Source organism: Faecalibacterium prausnitzii (assembly GCF_019967995.1).
GTDB classification, from domain to species: Bacteria; Bacillota; Clostridia; order Oscillospirales; family Ruminococcaceae; genus Faecalibacterium; species Faecalibacterium prausnitzii_E.
In genome coordinates, this window is sequence record NZ_CP065377.1 from 1,780,383 (window position 1) to 1,796,155 (window position 15,773).

Consider the following 15,773-nt stretch of genomic DNA (forward strand, 5'->3'; position numbering starts at 1 on the left):
TTCTCCTTACTGCGATGCTTCGTCCGGCTGTTTCCGCAGGGAGCGGCGGCGGACAGCGTTTTTGAGGAAGTCGTTTCCGCTGGGCGTCTCGCGGTCCACCCGGAGGTTCCGGCTGGCACCCGCTCCGGCCACCGGCCCGCGCACATCGTGGACGGTACGCAGGCCCTTGGCGTTCCAGGTCTTGAGGATGCTGTTCCAGTACCACAGATCCCTCTTGGCACCGGCCTGCACGGCGGCTTCCTCCACCATGGCATCGTCGTAACCGTAGACCTCGTACCAGCGGGCGATGGCTTTGCGCCCGCCGAGGGTCAGTTCGCTTTCGGCAATGCCCAGCAGACCGCTGACGTACTGCTCCCGCTGGGCACGGAGGGCCAGCAGCTGCAAGTGCGCATCTGCCTGCTCGCCGGACTCCACGCCCTCGGCGCGCCAGACCTTCAACTCGTGGCTCACAGCCCCCATCGTCCGCTTGCCCCTGCTGGCCACATAGGCCACGCAGAGCATGACAGTCTCCGGCGCAAAGCCCTCGACGATATACAGATTGACGAGCTTTTCCATCTCGCTGTGGGTCAGCGGACGGGCAAAACCGGCCTGTGCGCAGTCAATGAGGCTGGAGATCATCGGGTCGGTGCGGGAGGCCGCTGCGATCTCGGCCCAGGTCATGGGGGCCGGGGCGCTGGGTTCCTCGCCCGGTGCGGCGTTCTCCTCGTAGCGTTCCAGCAGGCCCGCACCGGCCCAGAAGGCCAGCGCGCTCTCGGCGCTCATCTTACTGCGGAGCTTGAGGTCTGCGCAGATCTTCTCCGGGTCGGTCACGCCGGTGGCCAGCACATACAGCGCCACCCGGACGTTATACTCCTCCGCGATGCCCAGCTTGGAAAACACCAGCTGCGGCACGGCGATGGCATCGCCCTTCTGCTCTTTCAAACGGTAGATCATTCGGCTTTTTCCTCCTCCGGCGCAGGCGGTGCCCACGGCTCGCAATCCAGGATGGAGGGGGTGTTCTTCCAGCGCTCCGGCTCGGCCTCAAAGGCCTCCTTCATGCACTGCGCGGCAGCGGCGCGGCCCGCGTCGCTCAGCGGGAAGACTTCGCGGCGGCGCAGCGCGGGGTCGGTCTGGTCCAGCGCCCAGGGGTCCGGCCAGATGTCCACCGTGAGGATGGCCTCCTCTTTTTCGGCCCCCTCCCCGCCTTCCGGGTCAGGTACCGTGCGCTTGCCGGGCGTGAGCAGATACCGCATCCCGGCTTCGCTGCCGCTGTATGAATTTTTGCACTTGAAGTAGTGCAGCAATGGGACAAAGATCATGATACAGGTTCTCTCCAAAAACAGATTGTCCTTTTTAGTATAGCATTTTTTGCAGGCAAAGAAAAGCCGCAGAGGTTCAAAAAAGGACCCCGAAAAAATGAATCAAAAAACAGTTGACAAACCCTCTCACCTTTGCTAAACTAATAGAGTAGCTTGCAGGGTTAGCTCATCCGGTAGAGCGACTGCTTCCCAAGCAGTAGGCGGCGGGTTCGAGTCCCGTATCCTGCTCCAAAATAAAGCGGCAGAGTGTCTGAATTTCAGATGCTCTGCCGCTTTTCATTTTTGTTCCCGGTTCAAGCTGTTTTCCGGTGGAAGGTTCCCCGTCAGATGGCACAACGGTGAAGAAACCCCCATGTTTCAATCCACGACCGGCACGTCCAGCCCGAATTCCAGCGGGCGGAAGCGGGGGCAGACATTTTCGGTGATGCAGATGACCGATGCGGCCAGACGGCTGCCGATCTCGCAGGATTCCGCCAGCGTTTTTCCGTAGGTCAGGCCGATGACGGTGCCCGCGAAAAACGCATCGCCCGCGCCGGTGGTGTCGATGACGTCCACCTTCTTGGCCGGAACAATGCCGCAGTCCCCGTCCGCCTGGGCATAGACTGCGCCCTTGTCGCCCATGGTGACCACCATGCAGGGGATGTTTGCGCTCCGGACATTGGCCGCCAGCACCCGGCACATCTCCTCCGGTTCCAGATGGCCGTAATCGTCCGAGAAGAGCAGCCCGGCCTCCTGCTGGTTGCAGACAAAACAGTCGATCTGCTGCAAAAAGTCCCTGCGCTCCATCGCAATGCTCATGTTGGAGACCACCGCGTACACCTTTTTGCCGTACTTTTTGGCGTAGCGCAGCGTCTGCTTGACGGTCTCCTTTTCGAGGTCCAGCTCCAGCGCGATGCTGTCGCAGTCCCGAAAGATCTCGTCTCCCTGCTCTTCCAGCAGCCCGATCAGCGGGGTGGTGTCCGGCCGCTTGGAGATGGCCGCACAGACGTCGCCGTCGTTGTTGAAGATGGCCAGCCAGGTGCCCATGCCATCCGGCACACGCTGGATGAACCGGGTGTTGACCTTGTGGTTGTTCAGCTTCTCAATGACGTCCAGACCCATGCCGGTATCATCCACCAGGCCCACAAAGGTGGGCCGCAGCTCCACGTTGGCGATATCTTCCGCCACATTGCGGCTCACACCGCCGTGCACCTGCTCCACGCGCCCGGCGTTTCGTCCGCCGGGGATGTAAGTCGAGAGCGGATACCCCTTGATGTCCACAAAAACTGCGCCGATGACTACGATTCCCATACGAAAAATTCCTTTCCGGATTTTACATTTTCCTCATTATACACTATCTTCCGGCAGGAATCCATCGTTCTTCGGAAATTGTGCCATTTTCCGCGTCCAACATAAAAACAGGAGGCCCATCCCCCAGGATGGACCTCCCATTTTTATGCTTCGCTCTGGCTCGGATGCGGTGTCGGCGGGGCTTTGGTGAAGAGCACCTTCAGCACCAGCGGTGTTGCCACCGAGGATACCACGATGAGCAGAATGACCGCCGTGAAGTACACAGGGTCCACCACGCCGATGTCCAGGCCCTTCTGGGCCACGATCAGGGCCACCTCGCCGCGGGTCATCATGCCGACGCCCACCTTGAGCGAGTCGGCCCAGCTGAAGCGGCAGACCTTTGCCGCCAGACCGCAGCCGATGATCTTGGTGATGAGGGCCACGATGACGAAGCAGACACTGAAGAGCAGGATCTGCGGCGTCAGACCGCTGATGTCCGTCTTCAGGCCAATGCTCGCGAAAAAGACCGGAGCAAACAGCACATAGTTGCTGATATCCACCCGGCGCTCCACATAGGATGCGTCGTCCATGGAGCAGAACACGATGCCGGCAATGTAGGCACCCGTGATGTCTGCGATGCCGAAGTATGCCTCCGCGATGTAGGCCATGGCAAAGCAGAACGCCATGCTCACGATGGTGATGCGCTGGGTGTGGGGGTTGCGCTTGTCCAGCCACTTCATTGCAAAGTGTGCGACGAGGCCCACACCGATGGCCGTGGCAAAGAAGAGCACCGTATTGAAGAGCACCTTACCCAGACCGGTGCCGGTGCCGGAACCGGCACCCAGCACACAGGTCAGCACCACGATACCGATGACATCATCAATGACCGCCGCGCTCACGATCGTCGTGCCGAGGAAGCTCTTCAGATGGCCCATCTCCTGCAGAGCCGCCACCGTGATGGAAACGCTGGTGGCCGTCATGATGGTGCCAATGAAAAGCGCCTTGTAAAACTCCGTGCTGCCCACGGCTGCAAACCCATAGAAGATGCTATAAAGGAGCGTGCCGCCCGCCAGCGGCACAGCCACGCCCACGCAGGCGATCAGGGTGGCAATGGGGCCGGCTTTGATCAGCTCCTTCAGGTTGGTGCCAAGGCCGGTGGAGAACATCAGCAGCACCACGCCGATCTCCGCAAAGACCGAGATGGTATCACTGATGTGGACCAGATTCAGCACACAGGGGCCGATCAGCAGGCCCGCGATGATCTCGCCCACCACCTGCGGGGCTTTGCACTTGCGGGCCGCCAGCCCGAAGAACTTGGCCGTGAGGATGATGATGGCGAGGTTTCGAAAGACCGAATACATTCAAATGACCTTCCTTTACTCAATTTTGCGTTTTTCACGCCCGGCAGGCCCGACCGCGCGTCCTAGCCCACCATATTTTACATTATAACTTGTCGGCTTGTGAAAATCAAAGCCATCCCGGCGAAAATCCAACTAAAGTTTAGCCGCAGACCCGTTTTATTTTCGTGCAGATTTTTTTGCCGGAATGCTTGACAAAGTACCAAACACTTGCTATAATAAATTGCTGTCTGAACAGACACACCGCACAGTCCTGTGAAACCGCAGGATCGTGTACCTTGGCCTCATAATCTTGAGGCCCTCAAGTCCAAAAGGAGGTGCTACAAAATGGCAAAGTACGAAACCATGCTGATTACCAGCGCCGCTCTCGACGAGGAGGCTACCGCCGCTCTGGTGGGCAAGTTCAAGTCCCTGATCGAGGCTAACGGTACGATCGATTCCATCGACGAGTGGGGCAAGCGCCGTCTGGCCTACCCCATCAACGACGAGGAGGAAGGCGTCTACACCGTGATCAACTTCACCAGCGAGCCCAGCTTCCCCGCTGAGCTGGACCGTGTGTACAAGATCACCGAAGGCGTTATGCGCAGCCTGATCGTTGCCCACGAGGAGTAATCTCTCCGTGATCAAAAAGGAGTCTGTTCTATGTTGAATGTTGTTGCTATCATGGGCCGCCTTGTGGCGGACCCGGAGCTCCGCACCACCCAGAGCGGCACCAATGTGTGCAGTTTCCGGATCGCGTGCGACCGCAATTTTGCCCGCCAGGGCGAGCAGCGCCAGGCTGATTTCATCGACATCGTCGCATGGCGTCAGCAGGCCGAGTTTGTTTCGAAGTATTTCCAGAAGGGCAGTTTGATCGCCATTGAAGGTTCGCTTCAGACCCGCCAGTATCAGGACAAGCAGGGAAACAACCGCACCGCTGTGGAAGTTGTGGCCAACAACATCAACTTTGCAGGCCCCAAGAGCAGCAACCAGGGCGGCGGAGCAAATTATCAGAATTCTGCTCCGTCCTACCAGAACGCAGCCCCTGCCCGCCCGGCTGCTGTGGAGGCAGCTCCCAGCTATTCTGCCGGCAGTGCAGATGACTTCGCCGTCATCGACGACAGCGACGATCTGCCGTTCTGATCCGAAACGGTCTATCCGTTAAAATCTTATAGGAGGTAATAAGCAATGGCTTTTGAAAGAACCGAAGGCTCTCGCCCCGCGCGCCCCATCCGCCGCGGCCGCAAGAAGGTTTGCAGCTTCTGTGTCGATCGTATCGACACCATCGATTACAAGGACGTGCCCCGTCTGCGTAAGTACGTCTCTGAGCGTGCAAAGATCATCCCCCGCCGTGTGACCGGCACTTGCGCTTATCATCAGCGCGCACTGACCGTCGCCATCAAGCGTGCTCGTCACGTTGCTCTGATGCCCTACGTCAGCGACTAATCTTCAGAACTTTATCAACCCAGTTCAAAATAATCAGCAATCAGCAAAGCGTCTTCCCCGATGACAAGGGGAAGACGCTTTTTGTTTGTATAAACTCCCTATAAACTCCCTCAGTCACCTGCGGTGACAGCCCCCTCGGAGATGGGGCCTTTTTCCGCTCAGCGGTTCATCCCGATCCATTGTGTGCACCAACGGAGGACCGCCTCTCCTTCCTGCTCTGCCGTCAGGCCGTCGGTCTGCAAAAAGGTCGTGTCCTCCCGGTTCCGGAACCATTCCCGCTTCAGTGGCAGAAGCTGGTTCCGGTAATGTTCAAAGAATCCCCTTGTGCGCGCGGTATCCCCCTCTTTGCGGGTCCGCAGCGTCTCGTCGGACGCATCCAAAAACAAAATGTGCTCCGGCATACACCCTTGGGCCGCCGCCAGTTCCGGTGCCAATGCCCGCCGGAGCTCCTCCACACCCCAATCCAATCCTTTGCTTTTGGGATAGTGGAGCGTATAGAACACGATCTCCTCTGCGCCGAAATCCATCACGGTGCAGGGGTATTTTTGTGCTTCCTGCCACCGGCGCACCTCATTTTGCAGAAAGAGCCGCTGGATCTCCAGATAATCCGCATAGCAGTTTTTATCCAGCCCCCGGTGTTTCACTTCGGCGATGACCGCCGCGTTGTCCTCAAAGCAGACATGCAGCTGCGAGTCATGCGCTTGCAGATAGCGGGCCGCTGTGGTTTTCCCTACCGCCATGCAGCCCTGCAAGGATAAAATCATTGCTCTTCCCCTCCTTCGCTTCCCAGTATAGCACGAGATGCCTTGGCACACAACACAGTTATCCGGGAATGTGCATCCAGCGGTCAAAAAGTTACAAAGTGGTACGGTTATCCCGGTCTATTCTGACTTGTTTCCGGGAATTTCTGAAACAAATCATGGTTTTGACGTGGTTGCAAATCAAACTGCACAACGCCGAACCGATTCTTTATACACATTTTACGAAATCGCTCCAACATGATTGATTTTTTGAACAAAATGTGCCATACTATAGCCACTGGAAACGTTCCCGACAACGTTCCCGATGGTTTTACAGAAAGTGAGGAGATGCGCCATGACGATCAAGGACATCGCCCGCATCAGCGGCTGTTCCGTCAGCACCATCTCCCGTGTCATCAACGACCGGCCCGATGTACGGCCGGAAACGAAAGAACACGTTCTGAAGGTCATGCGGGAAGCGGGGTTCACCCCCAACACCAACGCGCGGCAGCTGAAGATCCAGCAGTCCCGCAGTCTGGTGTTCATCGTCAAGGGCACACGCAACCTCTTCTTCTCCGACTTTCTCGTGCAATTGCAGCGGGCCGCGACTCTGTATGGATACAACGGCATCGTCTCCTACCTGGACGAGAACGCCAACGAGATCGACGCCGCCGAAAAGATCCTGCGGGAGATCAAGCCCAAGGGCATTATCTTCCTGGGCGGCAGCGTGAGCAACTTCCAGAATGGATTTTCCAACATCACCGTCCCTTCGGTGCTGGCCACCCTCGTTTCCCACGACCTGAGCTTCCCCAATCTGTCGATGGTCGGCGTGGACGACCGGGCGGCTGCCCGCACTGCGGTCGCCCACCTCATTGCACAGGGGCACAGCAAGATCGCTGTGCTGGGCGGCCCGGCCACAAGTTTCCCCAGCCGGATGCGCCGTTTGGGCGCACAGGACGCCATGGAGGATGCGGGCCTCGTCTTCGACAACAAGCTCTACGGCCTGTCGAACTACGATTTCGAGTCCGCATATCACGCCATGAACAGCCTGCTGGCCCGCCGGGCCGAGTTCACCGCCCTGTTCGCGATGAGCGACGTCATCGCCTTTGGTGCCATCCGGGCGCTGGTCAGCGCCGGGCTCCGCGTGCCGGAGGACGTCTCCGTCATCGGCTTCGACGGCATCACGATGTCCCGCTACTGTGTGCCTGTGATGACCACCATCGTCCAGCCCAGCGAGCAGATCGCGCTGCAGAGCATCGAGCTTCTGATCCGGCAGATCGAGCACGGTGCCTCGGCCCGGACCGTGACCCTGCAGCCGGAGCTGCAGCAGGGCGAAAGCGTCTGCCCCTGCCGCCGCCGGTTTGAATCCGTTTAACTCCGCCCATCGGGGCGGTGCGATAGATAAGCAATCAATAAGAAGGAGAACACACTATGAAAAAGATGATCACTCGTCGTAATTTTCTGAAGGCCGCTGGCGTTTCTGCCGCTGCCCTGGGTCTGGCTGCCTGCGGCGGCTCTTCCAGCTCCACCGCTTCCTCCACTGCCAGTTCTACCGCTGCTTCCGCCAGCGCATCCGCTTCCGGTGCAAGCGGCAAAGTCTACTACCTGAACTTCAAGCCGGAGCAGGATCAGGCCTGGCAGGATCTGGCTGCTGCCTACACCAAGGAGACCGGCGTACCTGTCACCGTCGTGACCGCAGCTTCCGGCCAGTATGAGACCACCCTGATGAGCGAGATGGAGAAGAGCGAGGCTCCCACCCTGTTCCAGGTCAACGGCCCCGTCGGTCTGGCCAACTGGAAGGATTACTGCTACGACCTGTCCGGCAGCAAGCTGTACGGCGAACTGACCAGCGACTCCTTCGCACTGAAGGACGGCGACGCCGTCACCAGCATCGCCTACGTCATCGAGACCTACGGCATCATCTACAACAAGGAGCTTCTGACCGCCGCTGGCTACACCCAGGACGACATCAAGGGCTTTGACGACCTGAAGAAGGTCGCAGACGACATCCAGGCCCGCAAGGCTGAGCTGGGCGTCGATGGTGCTTTCACCTCCGCCGGCATGGACGGTTCTTCCGACTGGCGTTTCAAGACCCATCTGGCCAACCTGCCCATCTACTACGAGTACAAGGCAGACGGCATCGGCTCCACCGACGCCATCAAGGGCACCTATCTGGACAACTACAAGCAGATCTGGGACCTGTACATCACCGACTCCACCTGCGACCCGAAGCTGCTGGCTTCCAAGACCGGCAACGACGCTGTGGCTGAGTTCGTGGGCAAGAAGGCTGTCTTCTATCAGAACGGCACTTGGGCTTACAGCGATGTCTCCTCTCTGGGCGACGACAACCTCGGCATGCTGCCCATCTACATCGGCGTGGACGGCGAAGAGAACCAGGGCCTGTGCACCGGTTCCGAGAACTACTGGTGCGTGAACAACACTGCATCCGATGAGGACATCCAGGCAACGCTGGACTTCCTGTACTGGTGCGTCACCTCCGAGACCGGCACTTCTGCTATGGCAGACGACATGGGCTTCGTCATCCCCTTCAAGGCTGCCAAGGATTCCACCAACCCGCTGATCGCCATTGCAAACGACTACGTCGCTGATGGCAAGACCAGTGTGGACTGGTGCTTCTCCACCATGCCTTCCGAGGAGTGGAAGAACGGCGTCGGCAGCGCATTGACTGCTTATGCTGCAGGCACCGGCGACTGGAACGCTGTGGTCACTGCCTTCGTCGATGGCTGGGCCAAGGAGTACAAGCTGGCAAACGGCTAATGCCGCAGAGCGTTTTTAACAGCTGACAAATACGGGAGGCGGGCGAGCGGTTCGCCCGCCTCCTTCTTTTTTGGATTTGGAGGTATATCATGCAAAAGGCCATCAGCAAATATTGGCCGGTGTTCGTGCTGCCTACCCTCATCGCGTTCATCATCGGCTTCATCTGGCCCTTCATCTGGGGCATCTACCTGTCCTTCCAGCGGTTCACCACCGTGTCGAAGACCACCTTTGTGGGCATCCAGAACTACATTTCTGTCTTCCAGGATTCCACCTTCCTCCACGCCTTCGGCTTCACGGCAGCGTTCACGGTGCTGTCCACTGTGCTCATCAACGTCTGCGCGTTCGCCATCGCCCTCGTGCTGACCCGCGGCATCAAGGGCACGAACCTGTTCCGCACGGTCTACTTCATGCCCAACCTGATCGGCGGCATCCTGCTGGGCTACATCTGGCAGATCCTGCTCAACGGTGTGCTGGCCAATCTCCAGAGGCCGCTGCTGGCGCTGGACGCCAAGGCAGGCTTCGTGGGCCTGATCATCCTGATGTGCTGGCAGCAGATCGGCTATATGATGATCATCTATGTGGCCGGCCTGCAGAGTGTGCCCGGTGACCTGATCGAAGCCGCCAAGATCGACGGCGCTTCCGACCACGAGATCCTGTTCAAGATCAAGCTGCCCATGGTCATGCCCAGCATCACCATCTGCACCTTCCTCACCCTGACCAACAGCTTCAAGCTGTTCGACCAGAACGTCGCCCTGACGGCCGGCGAGCCTGCCAACGCCAGTGAGATGCTGGCCCTGAACATCTACAACACCTTCTATGGCCGCTCCGGCGCGCAGTGGAAGGGCATCGGCCAGGCAAAGGCTGTGATCTTCTTCCTCATCGTGGTCGTCATTTCCATGATCCAGCTCCACTTCACTCGTTCCAAGGAGGTACAGCAGTAATGATCAAACGTAAACATATGTGGGACAATGCGCTCACCGTTATAATGACCCTGCTCTGCCTGCTGTGGGTCTACCCCATCGCCCTGATCTTCATCAACAGTCTGAAGAAGGAAGGCACCTTCACCACCTCCACCGTCTTCGCACTGCCCACCAAGGAGACCTTTGTCGGCCTGGAGAACTACACCTACGGCATCTTCAAGATGAACTTCCTCTCCAGCCTGGGCTACAGCCTGCTGATCACCCTGACCAGTGTGGTGCTCATCCTGCTCTGCTGCTCGATGACGGGCTGGTACCTGACCCGCGTGAACAACAAGCTGAGCAAGTTCATGAACCTGCTCATCGTCTTCTCGATGGTCGTCCCCTTCCAGATGGTCATGTTCACCCTGTCCAAGACGGCCGATACCCTCAAGCTGAACACCCCCTGGAACATCTGCATCATCTACCTCGGCTTCGGTGCCGGTCTGGCCGTGTTCATGTTCACCGGCTTCATGAAGAGTGTCCCCATCGAAATCGAAGAGGCTGCCATGATCGACGGCTGCAACCCCATCCAGATCTTCTTCAAGATCGTCTTCCCCATCCTGAAGCCGACTATGATCTCCACCGCCATTCTGGAAACGATGTGGGTCTGGAACGACTACCTGCTGCCCACTCTGGTGCTGGACATCAAGAAGTACCGCACCATCCCCATGGCCATCCAGTATTTCCGCGGCGGTTATGGCCGCGTGGAGCTGGCCCCCATGATGGCCTGCATCATCATCGCCATCATCCCCATCATCCTGCTCTACATCACCTGCCAGAAATACATCATTGAGGGCGTCGTTGCCGGCGCTGTCAAGGGTTAAGAGGAGGGGGTTCACATGCGCGCAAGCGGTATCCTGATGCCCGTGTTCAGCCTGCCTGGTCCCTTCGGCATCGGCACTCTGGGGGCGGAAGCCTTCGCTTTCGTGGATTTTCTGGCCCGCGCCAGACAGACCTATTGGCAGATCCTGCCCATCGGCCCCACCGGCTACGGCGACAGCCCTTACCAGAGCTTTTCCGCCTTTGCCGGGAATCCCTACTTCATCGACTACCGGGTGCTGGCCGAGGACGGCTGGCTCACCCCCGATGAGGTCCCCGCTCCGGTGCCGGTCGGCACCGTGGATTACGGTGCGCTGTACAACGAGCGGCCCGCAATCCTGAAACGGGCCGCAGACCGGCTTCTGGCCGAGCCCAGCAAAGCCTACACTGATTTCTGCGCCGCGCAGGACTTCTGGCTGGACGATTACGCCCTGTTCATGGCCCTGAAAGCCGAGCAGGGGCAGGCCGGTCTGGCCGACTGGCCCGACGCGCTGCGCACCCGTGAGCCTTCGGCTCTGGCTGCTGCCCGTGTGCGGCTGGCCGATGCGGTGGATTACCACAAGGCCGTGCAGTTCTTCTTCTTCACTCAGTGGAGCGCCCTCAAGACCTACGCCAACCAAAAGGGCATCCAGCTGGTGGGCGACATCCCCATCTACGTCAGCCCGGATTCCAGCGACCTCTGGACCCGGCCGGAGCTTTTCCAGACCGATGGGCAGGTCCATCTGACCCAGGTGGCCGGCTGCCCGCCGGATGCTTTTGCGGCCGATGGCCAGCTCTGGGGCAACCCGCTCTACGACTGGCCCCGCCACGAGGCAGAGCACTTTGCCTGGTGGAAGCGCCGGATGAAACACGCCACTTCCATTTATGACGTCGTTCGCATCGACCACTTCCGCGGCTTCGAGAGCTACTACTCCATCCCCGCCGGGAACACCACGGCGGCGGGCGGCAGGTGGGTCAAAGGCCCGGACCGTGCCTTCATCGACGCCATGCACGAAGCGCTGGGCCAGGGCGGCATCATTGCCGAGGACCTGGGCTATCTGACCCCGGAGGTCAAGACCATGCTGACCGCCAGCGGCTACCCCGGCATGAAGATCATGCAGTTCGCGTTCGACAGCCGGGAGCCGGGCAACTACCTGCCTTACACCTACACCCGGAACAGCGTCGTCTACACCGGCACCCACGACAATGTGACCACCGAAGGCTGGCGGGCGACTGCCAGCCCGGAGGATGTCCACTACGCCTGCCGGTATCTGCGCTGCACCCCCAAAGACCTGACCGAAGCCATGATCGCGGCCTGTCTTTCCTGCGTGTCGGACATGGCCATCATCCCGATGGCAGACTGGCTCCACCTCGGTGCCGAAGCCCGCATCAACACCCCCAGCACCCAGGGCTCCAACTGGCAGTGGCGTCTGACCACGCCCCTGACGAGCCTGCTGGCGGAGCACATCGCCGATCTGACGGTCCTGTATGACCGGGCCCCGGCGGCAGAATAAGCGTTTTTCTCCTTCTGATAGCTTCCCCATCCCGAACGGCGAGCCGTGCGGTGCCCTGCATTGTGGCACTGCATTCGGCCCGCCGTTCCTTTTTGGCACAAATTTCACACAACATTTTTTCACCAGGGCTCTGGGATGCGCGTCTTTGTTTTTCTGCTTCCCTGCGTTTGTTTTTTGAGTTTTGCTTTGAAACCGTTCACAAAACCTCCACAGCTTTCAAACCTTCGCTCTCTTGTTGTTTTTGGTGGAATATGCTATAATCCACTTAGTTTATGATCCGCTTTCCGGCGGTTCTGATGTACGAAAGGAGTTTTCCCGCCATGGAATATACCAGTTCGACTTCGCTGCATTTTCCGGCAGCCTATGCTCCCATCTCCGAGGATGAAATGATCTACATCGAGGGCGGTGCCGATGTCATCTCGCCGCAGCAGTTTACATACAACCTCGTCACCAACCTCATCCGCCTGATGGGTCAGGCTGCCTTCACCAGTGCCGTCACCGGCCTCATCAACATGCGCAACGACGGCCTGACCGTCGGCGGTTCCATCAAGCACTACTGGAGCCACCGGACCCCCGTTGGCAAGGCTGCCACGGTGTTCTTCACCGGTTTTGCAGGCTATGCGGCCTACATTTATGCCGTCCAGCTCGTCAACAATGCGCTGAACATCTACACCGACGTGAAGGACAACTACTACAACGATGGTTCTTCCACCGGCACCACCACGACCGACCCCACCGCAGCCTCCACGGCCGCGCTGACGGCGGCCTGAGCCTTTGCCTGACCACCCGACTCTGACACAGAAAGGAGCTTTTCTATGAAAGAATTGCAGATGCCCGCTTCCTATGGACGCATCCCGGAAGCAGAGCAGTTTCAGATTGTTGGCGGCGGTGAGCTGGCCGATGCGTGGAATGACTTCACGGACCGGCTCCGTCTGGACGATCTCTTTTTCAGCGGCGGTGTGCTCTCGCTGTCCTTCTCGTTCGTGCCAATGCTGCTGTTCCATGTGTTCCGCTCGGCCTACAACTTCGCAGAGAACACCTACAACAACCTCGTCAACTGGTTCGGCTTCCACGACGACACCTTGTCGGCGCTGCAAAGCTACACCGACGATATGCGTCAGAAGCGCCAGGAGCGCGGGGTCTGAGCTCTCTCAGCCGCCTTCGGCGTCAGTTCACCCGTGCTGAACGTGTCCGTTTTCTATTCCAAAAAGCAAAGTGCTCCGCTGTTTTTGGTAGCAGAGCACTTTCTTTTTTTGCACATTTCAGATGACGCGGACTGCTCCCTGCTCCCGCAGGCGGAGGATGTAGCAGCTGCCTTTGCCGAAGACGCCCTCCATGGCGTCGTGGTAAGTCTGCACCAGCCGCTGCGGCACAAAGGCCTGGATGGTGCCTGCAAAGCCGCCGCCCTGCATCCGCCAGGCTCCGCCGCTGTGTTCCAGCAGCGTCTGACTCAGCGCCAGCGCCACCGAAAGCCCCTGATGCCGCACATCCGTGGAACAGTAGACGTTCTGGCACAGGGTGTACGAGGCATGGCCGCTGGCCGCAATGGCCTTCAGAAAGACCGGGAAGTCCCCGGCCCGCAGCGCATCCCGCTGGACCAGCGCGCGGGCGTTCTCCTCAAAGTAGTGGACGGCCCGCAGCACGGCACGGTCGCCGCAGGCAGTGCGCAGGCGGGGCAGCGCCGCCCAGAAGTCGGCCTCCCGCACCTGCCCCAGAACCCTGCCCCCCAACTGCGACGCCACCGCTTCCATCTCGTTCCGGATGGCGGCGAACTCGCCGGTCAACTCGCTGTGGCTGCCGCGCGTGTCGGTAACGCAAAGGCTTATCCCCTCCGGCAGCAGCCCGGCGGCGTGGATCTTCTCGATGTCTGGCTGGGCCGGGTCGGCAAAGTCCGCAAAGATGACGCCGCCCACCGCGCTGGTCAGCTGGTCCAGCAGGCCGCTCGGCTTGCCGAAGTAGGTGTTCTCCGCATACTGGCAGATCCTCGCCAGTTCCGGCGTCGGCAGGCCACAACCGTACTCGCCGTTCAGGATGACGGCCATCCCCATCTCGAACGCCGCCGAGCTGGACAGGCCCGACCCCCGCAGCACATCGCTGGCGGTGTAGGCGTCAAAGCCATTCACAGCCCTGCCCCTGGCCCGGAAGCCCTCCGCGATGCCCCGGATGAGGCTGGCCGAATGGGTGCTCTCACCGTCCTGCGGCTCTGCCTCGCTCAGGTCGATGACGTCCAGCTTGTTGAACCCGCGGGATTTCACCCGGATGAAGCCGTCGTCACTGGGGGACGCCACGGCGATCAGGTCCAGCATCACAGCTGCCGCCAGACCATAGCCGTGCTGGTGGTCGGTGTGGTTGCCGCCCAGCTCGGCCCGCCCCGGTGCCGAGTAGATGTGCACCTGCCGGCCCGGCCCGAAGTATCGTTCGAACTGTTCCAACGCATCCGCGTAGCGCTGCCGCTGCCGCGCCAACACCGCCGGGTCTGCCCCATACAGTGCGGCAAGTGCGGCGTCGCGCCCGCCTGCCAGGATCTCCCGTCTGAGCTGCATACTGGTCGCCATGGCTGTTCCTCCCCAAAGAAAACCCGCAGTCTGTTTGTAAAAGATAACTCTATTGTAATCGAAGCGTCCCCATTTTGCAATTTGATTTTGCAAAAAAACAAATTTTGGCGCGAAAGTCAAAGATTCGGATGTACTTTTGTTGAATTTGCAGGTTCAATTATGATATACTGGTGTTATGAATGCAGCGGATGGGAGGAGAGCCACATGGCAGACGTTTACAAACAGTCCTTCAAGCAGAATTATACCAACAACATCGAATTGTCCATCTTTAACTGCGGCCTGGAGCGGTGTGCTCCGGGCCAGACCTGGGGTCCCGGCATCCGGGACCATTACCTCATCCACCTGGTCGTTTCCGGCAAGGGAACCTTTGAGGTGGGCGGCCATACGTTTGAGGTGGTCCCCGGCGACCTCTTTTTTGCCCGGCCCAGCCAGCTCATCCGCTACACAGCCGATGAGCAGCAGCCGTGGGAGTACAGCTGGGTAGGCTTCAATGGGGCCTGTGCCCACAAACTGGCCGCACAGCTGCCCTTTACAGACGAGCGACCCGTCCACCACACCAGCGACCCCGAAGGGATGCGGACGGCCCTGACCAACATCTACTCCTCCCGCGGGCTTCAGCCCCAGGATGAGGCCGCCATGGTGGGCTACCTCTATCTCTTCATCTCCTCTCTGATGAAGGAGACCAGCGAGTCGAAGCCCCACAGCACCTCGTCTTCGAGCCAGTATGTGCTGAACGCCATCAAGTACATCCAGTTCAACTACTCGCACGATATCTCCATCGACGATGTGGCCAAGAGCGTGGGAGTCTCCCGCAGCCACCTGTACCGGGTGTTCATGCTGAATGTGGGCAAAAGCCCCATCGACTATCTGACCGAATACCGCATCAACGAAGCCTGCAAGCTGCTGCGCGCGGGCAACCTGTCCATTGCCGAGGTCGCCATCTCCGTCGGCTTCTTTGACCAGTTCTATTTCTCGCGGGTGTTCAAGCGCGCCAAAGGCGTGCCGCCCAGCAAGTATCTGGCGTCCCAGACCGACGCCCCCGAAGCCTCGGAATAACCCCACCACAAAAGGAGAATCCC

Annotated in this window: 17 protein-coding genes and 1 tRNA gene; 12 read left to right on the forward strand and 6 right to left on the reverse strand. The window is 59.4% G+C overall.

All coding sequences use genetic code 11. The features are described 5' to 3' along the window. Positions 1 to 6 precede the first annotated feature (6 nt). Positions 7 to 933, reverse strand: coding sequence for a DnaD domain-containing protein (locus I5P96_RS08925; RefSeq protein WP_097792038.1), 927 nt, complete (start codon positions 931 to 933; stop codon positions 7 to 9). Further along, the gene (locus I5P96_RS08930) at positions 930 to 1,298 is read right to left on the reverse strand and encodes a hypothetical protein (RefSeq protein WP_207685355.1); all 369 of its coding nucleotides are present in this window, start codon (positions 1,296 to 1,298) and stop codon (positions 930 to 932) included. Before I5P96_RS08930 ends, I5P96_RS08925 begins: the two co-directional genes overlap by 4 nt. Positions 1,299 to 1,453: 155 nt before the next feature. Here I5P96_RS08930 and I5P96_RS08935 point away from each other — a divergent pair. Next, positions 1,454 to 1,529: transfer RNA gene (locus tag I5P96_RS08935), tRNA-Gly, on the forward strand. Between the two features lie 126 nt (positions 1,530 to 1,655). On the opposite strand, the gene I5P96_RS08940 is transcribed toward I5P96_RS08935, so the two are convergent. Together I5P96_RS08940 and I5P96_RS08945 are read right to left on the reverse strand one after the other, a co-directional pair. After that, complete coding sequence (locus I5P96_RS08940; protein WP_223381700.1) at positions 1,656 to 2,588, reverse strand: carbohydrate kinase family protein; 933 nt, start codon at positions 2,586 to 2,588, stop codon at positions 1,656 to 1,658. Positions 2,589 to 2,731: 143 nt separating this feature from the next. After that, the gene (locus I5P96_RS08945; RefSeq protein WP_223381701.1) at positions 2,732 to 3,928 is read right to left on the reverse strand and encodes a cation:proton antiporter; all 1,197 of its coding nucleotides are present in this window, start codon (positions 3,926 to 3,928) and stop codon (positions 2,732 to 2,734) included. A 324-nt stretch (positions 3,929 to 4,252) separates the two neighbouring features. On the opposite strand from I5P96_RS08945, the gene rpsF reads away from it, so the two are divergent. From rpsF to rpsR, 3 genes are read left to right on the forward strand one after another with little or no spacing between them, the layout of a single operon-like run. Further along, complete coding sequence (gene rpsF / locus I5P96_RS08950; RefSeq protein ID WP_097792034.1) at positions 4,253 to 4,537, forward strand: 30S ribosomal protein S6; 285 nt, start codon at positions 4,253 to 4,255, stop codon at positions 4,535 to 4,537. 30 nt (positions 4,538 to 4,567) lie between these two features. Continuing rightward, entirely contained in the window at positions 4,568 to 5,047 is a 480-nt protein-coding gene (locus I5P96_RS08955) for a single-stranded DNA-binding protein (RefSeq protein WP_055189169.1), read from the forward strand. Positions 5,048 to 5,092: 45 nt separating this feature from the next. Further along, positions 5,093 to 5,350, forward strand: a complete 258-nt coding sequence (rpsR, locus tag I5P96_RS08960) for a 30S ribosomal protein S18 (protein WP_022256536.1) — start codon at positions 5,093 to 5,095, stop codon at positions 5,348 to 5,350. Between the two features lie 158 nt (positions 5,351 to 5,508). On the opposite strand, the gene I5P96_RS08965 is transcribed toward rpsR, so the two are convergent. Further along, positions 5,509 to 6,114 carry an AAA family ATPase gene (locus I5P96_RS08965; protein WP_223381702.1) on the reverse strand — a complete coding sequence of 202 codons (606 nt, stop codon included), beginning with the start codon at positions 6,112 to 6,114 and terminating at the stop codon, positions 5,509 to 5,511. Between the two features lie 331 nt (positions 6,115 to 6,445). On the opposite strand from I5P96_RS08965, the gene I5P96_RS08970 reads away from it, so the two are divergent. The 7 genes from I5P96_RS08970 (at position 6,446) to I5P96_RS09000 (ending at position 13,284) form a co-directional block, all read left to right on the forward strand. After that, positions 6,446 to 7,465 (forward strand): LacI family DNA-binding transcriptional regulator, encoded by a 1,020-nt coding sequence (locus I5P96_RS08970; protein ID WP_207685358.1) that lies wholly within the window; start codon positions 6,446 to 6,448, stop codon positions 7,463 to 7,465. Between the two features lie 56 nt (positions 7,466 to 7,521). After that, positions 7,522 to 8,868, forward strand: coding sequence for an ABC transporter substrate-binding protein (locus I5P96_RS08975; RefSeq protein ID WP_223381703.1), 1,347 nt, complete (start codon positions 7,522 to 7,524; stop codon positions 8,866 to 8,868). Positions 8,869 to 8,957: 89 nt separating this feature from the next. Beyond that, a complete protein-coding gene (locus tag I5P96_RS08980) occupies positions 8,958 to 9,809 on the forward strand; it encodes a carbohydrate ABC transporter permease (protein ID WP_097792031.1) in 852 nt (283 codons plus the stop codon). Next, complete coding sequence (locus I5P96_RS08985; protein WP_097792030.1) at positions 9,809 to 10,651, forward strand: carbohydrate ABC transporter permease; 843 nt, start codon at positions 9,809 to 9,811, stop codon at positions 10,649 to 10,651. Before I5P96_RS08980 ends, I5P96_RS08985 begins: the two co-directional genes overlap by 1 nt. A 15-nt stretch (positions 10,652 to 10,666) precedes the next feature. Continuing rightward, positions 10,667 to 12,139, forward strand: a complete 1,473-nt coding sequence (gene malQ, locus I5P96_RS08990) for a 4-alpha-glucanotransferase (RefSeq protein ID WP_223381704.1) — start codon at positions 10,667 to 10,669, stop codon at positions 12,137 to 12,139. Positions 12,140 to 12,459: 320 nt separating this feature from the next. Then, a complete protein-coding gene (locus I5P96_RS08995) occupies positions 12,460 to 12,909 on the forward strand; it encodes a hypothetical protein (protein WP_223381706.1) in 450 nt (149 codons plus the stop codon). Between the two features lie 45 nt (positions 12,910 to 12,954). Next, complete coding sequence (locus tag I5P96_RS09000) at positions 12,955 to 13,284, forward strand: hypothetical protein (RefSeq protein WP_097792027.1); 330 nt, start codon at positions 12,955 to 12,957, stop codon at positions 13,282 to 13,284. 117 nt (positions 13,285 to 13,401) lie between these two features. On the opposite strand, the gene I5P96_RS09005 is transcribed toward I5P96_RS09000, so the two are convergent. Next, on the reverse strand, positions 13,402 to 14,694 hold the full coding sequence (locus I5P96_RS09005; protein WP_223381708.1) for a galactokinase: 1,293 nt from the start codon (positions 14,692 to 14,694) through the stop codon (positions 13,402 to 13,404). 204 nt (positions 14,695 to 14,898) lie between these two features. Between I5P96_RS09005 and I5P96_RS09010 the strand changes: the two genes are divergently transcribed. Further along, positions 14,899 to 15,750, forward strand: coding sequence for an AraC family transcriptional regulator (locus I5P96_RS09010; RefSeq protein ID WP_118553337.1), 852 nt, complete (start codon positions 14,899 to 14,901; stop codon positions 15,748 to 15,750). The last annotated feature ends 23 nt before the right edge of the window (positions 15,751 to 15,773 follow it).

Bases quoted from the DNA above. Each gene is read 5' to 3' on its own strand.
- I5P96_RS09010 (WP_118553337.1), top strand. From the start codon at position 14,899: ATGGCAGACGTTTACAAACAGTCCTTCAAGCAGAATTATACCAACAAC.
- I5P96_RS08975 (WP_223381703.1), top strand. From the start codon at position 7,522: ATGAAAAAGATGATCACTCGTCGTAATTTTCTGAAGGCCGCTGGCGTT.
- I5P96_RS08925 (WP_097792038.1), bottom strand. From the start codon at position 933: ATGATCTACCGTTTGAAAGAGCAGAAGGGCGATGCCATCGCCGTGCCG.
- I5P96_RS08980 (WP_097792031.1), top strand. From the start codon at position 8,958: ATGCAAAAGGCCATCAGCAAATATTGGCCGGTGTTCGTGCTGCCTACC.
- I5P96_RS08995 (WP_223381706.1), top strand. From the start codon at position 12,460: ATGGAATATACCAGTTCGACTTCGCTGCATTTTCCGGCAGCCTATGCT.
- I5P96_RS08970 (WP_207685358.1), top strand. From the start codon at position 6,446: ATGACGATCAAGGACATCGCCCGCATCAGCGGCTGTTCCGTCAGCACC.
- I5P96_RS08930 (WP_207685355.1), bottom strand. From the start codon at position 1,298: ATGATCTTTGTCCCATTGCTGCACTACTTCAAGTGCAAAAATTCATAC.
- rpsR (WP_022256536.1), top strand. From the start codon at position 5,093: ATGGCTTTTGAAAGAACCGAAGGCTCTCGCCCCGCGCGCCCCATCCGC.
- I5P96_RS08985 (WP_097792030.1), top strand. From the start codon at position 9,809: ATGATCAAACGTAAACATATGTGGGACAATGCGCTCACCGTTATAATG.
- I5P96_RS08955 (WP_055189169.1), top strand. From the start codon at position 4,568: ATGTTGAATGTTGTTGCTATCATGGGCCGCCTTGTGGCGGACCCGGAG.
- I5P96_RS09000 (WP_097792027.1), top strand. From the start codon at position 12,955: ATGAAAGAATTGCAGATGCCCGCTTCCTATGGACGCATCCCGGAAGCA.
- rpsF (WP_097792034.1), top strand. From the start codon at position 4,253: ATGGCAAAGTACGAAACCATGCTGATTACCAGCGCCGCTCTCGACGAG.
- I5P96_RS08940 (WP_223381700.1), bottom strand. From the start codon at position 2,588: ATGGGAATCGTAGTCATCGGCGCAGTTTTTGTGGACATCAAGGGGTAT.
- malQ (WP_223381704.1), top strand. From the start codon at position 10,667: ATGCGCGCAAGCGGTATCCTGATGCCCGTGTTCAGCCTGCCTGGTCCC.
- I5P96_RS08945 (WP_223381701.1), bottom strand. From the start codon at position 3,928: ATGTATTCGGTCTTTCGAAACCTCGCCATCATCATCCTCACGGCCAAG.
- I5P96_RS08965 (WP_223381702.1), bottom strand. From the start codon at position 6,114: ATGATTTTATCCTTGCAGGGCTGCATGGCGGTAGGGAAAACCACAGCG.
- I5P96_RS09005 (WP_223381708.1), bottom strand. From the start codon at position 14,694: ATGGCGACCAGTATGCAGCTCAGACGGGAGATCCTGGCAGGCGGGCGC.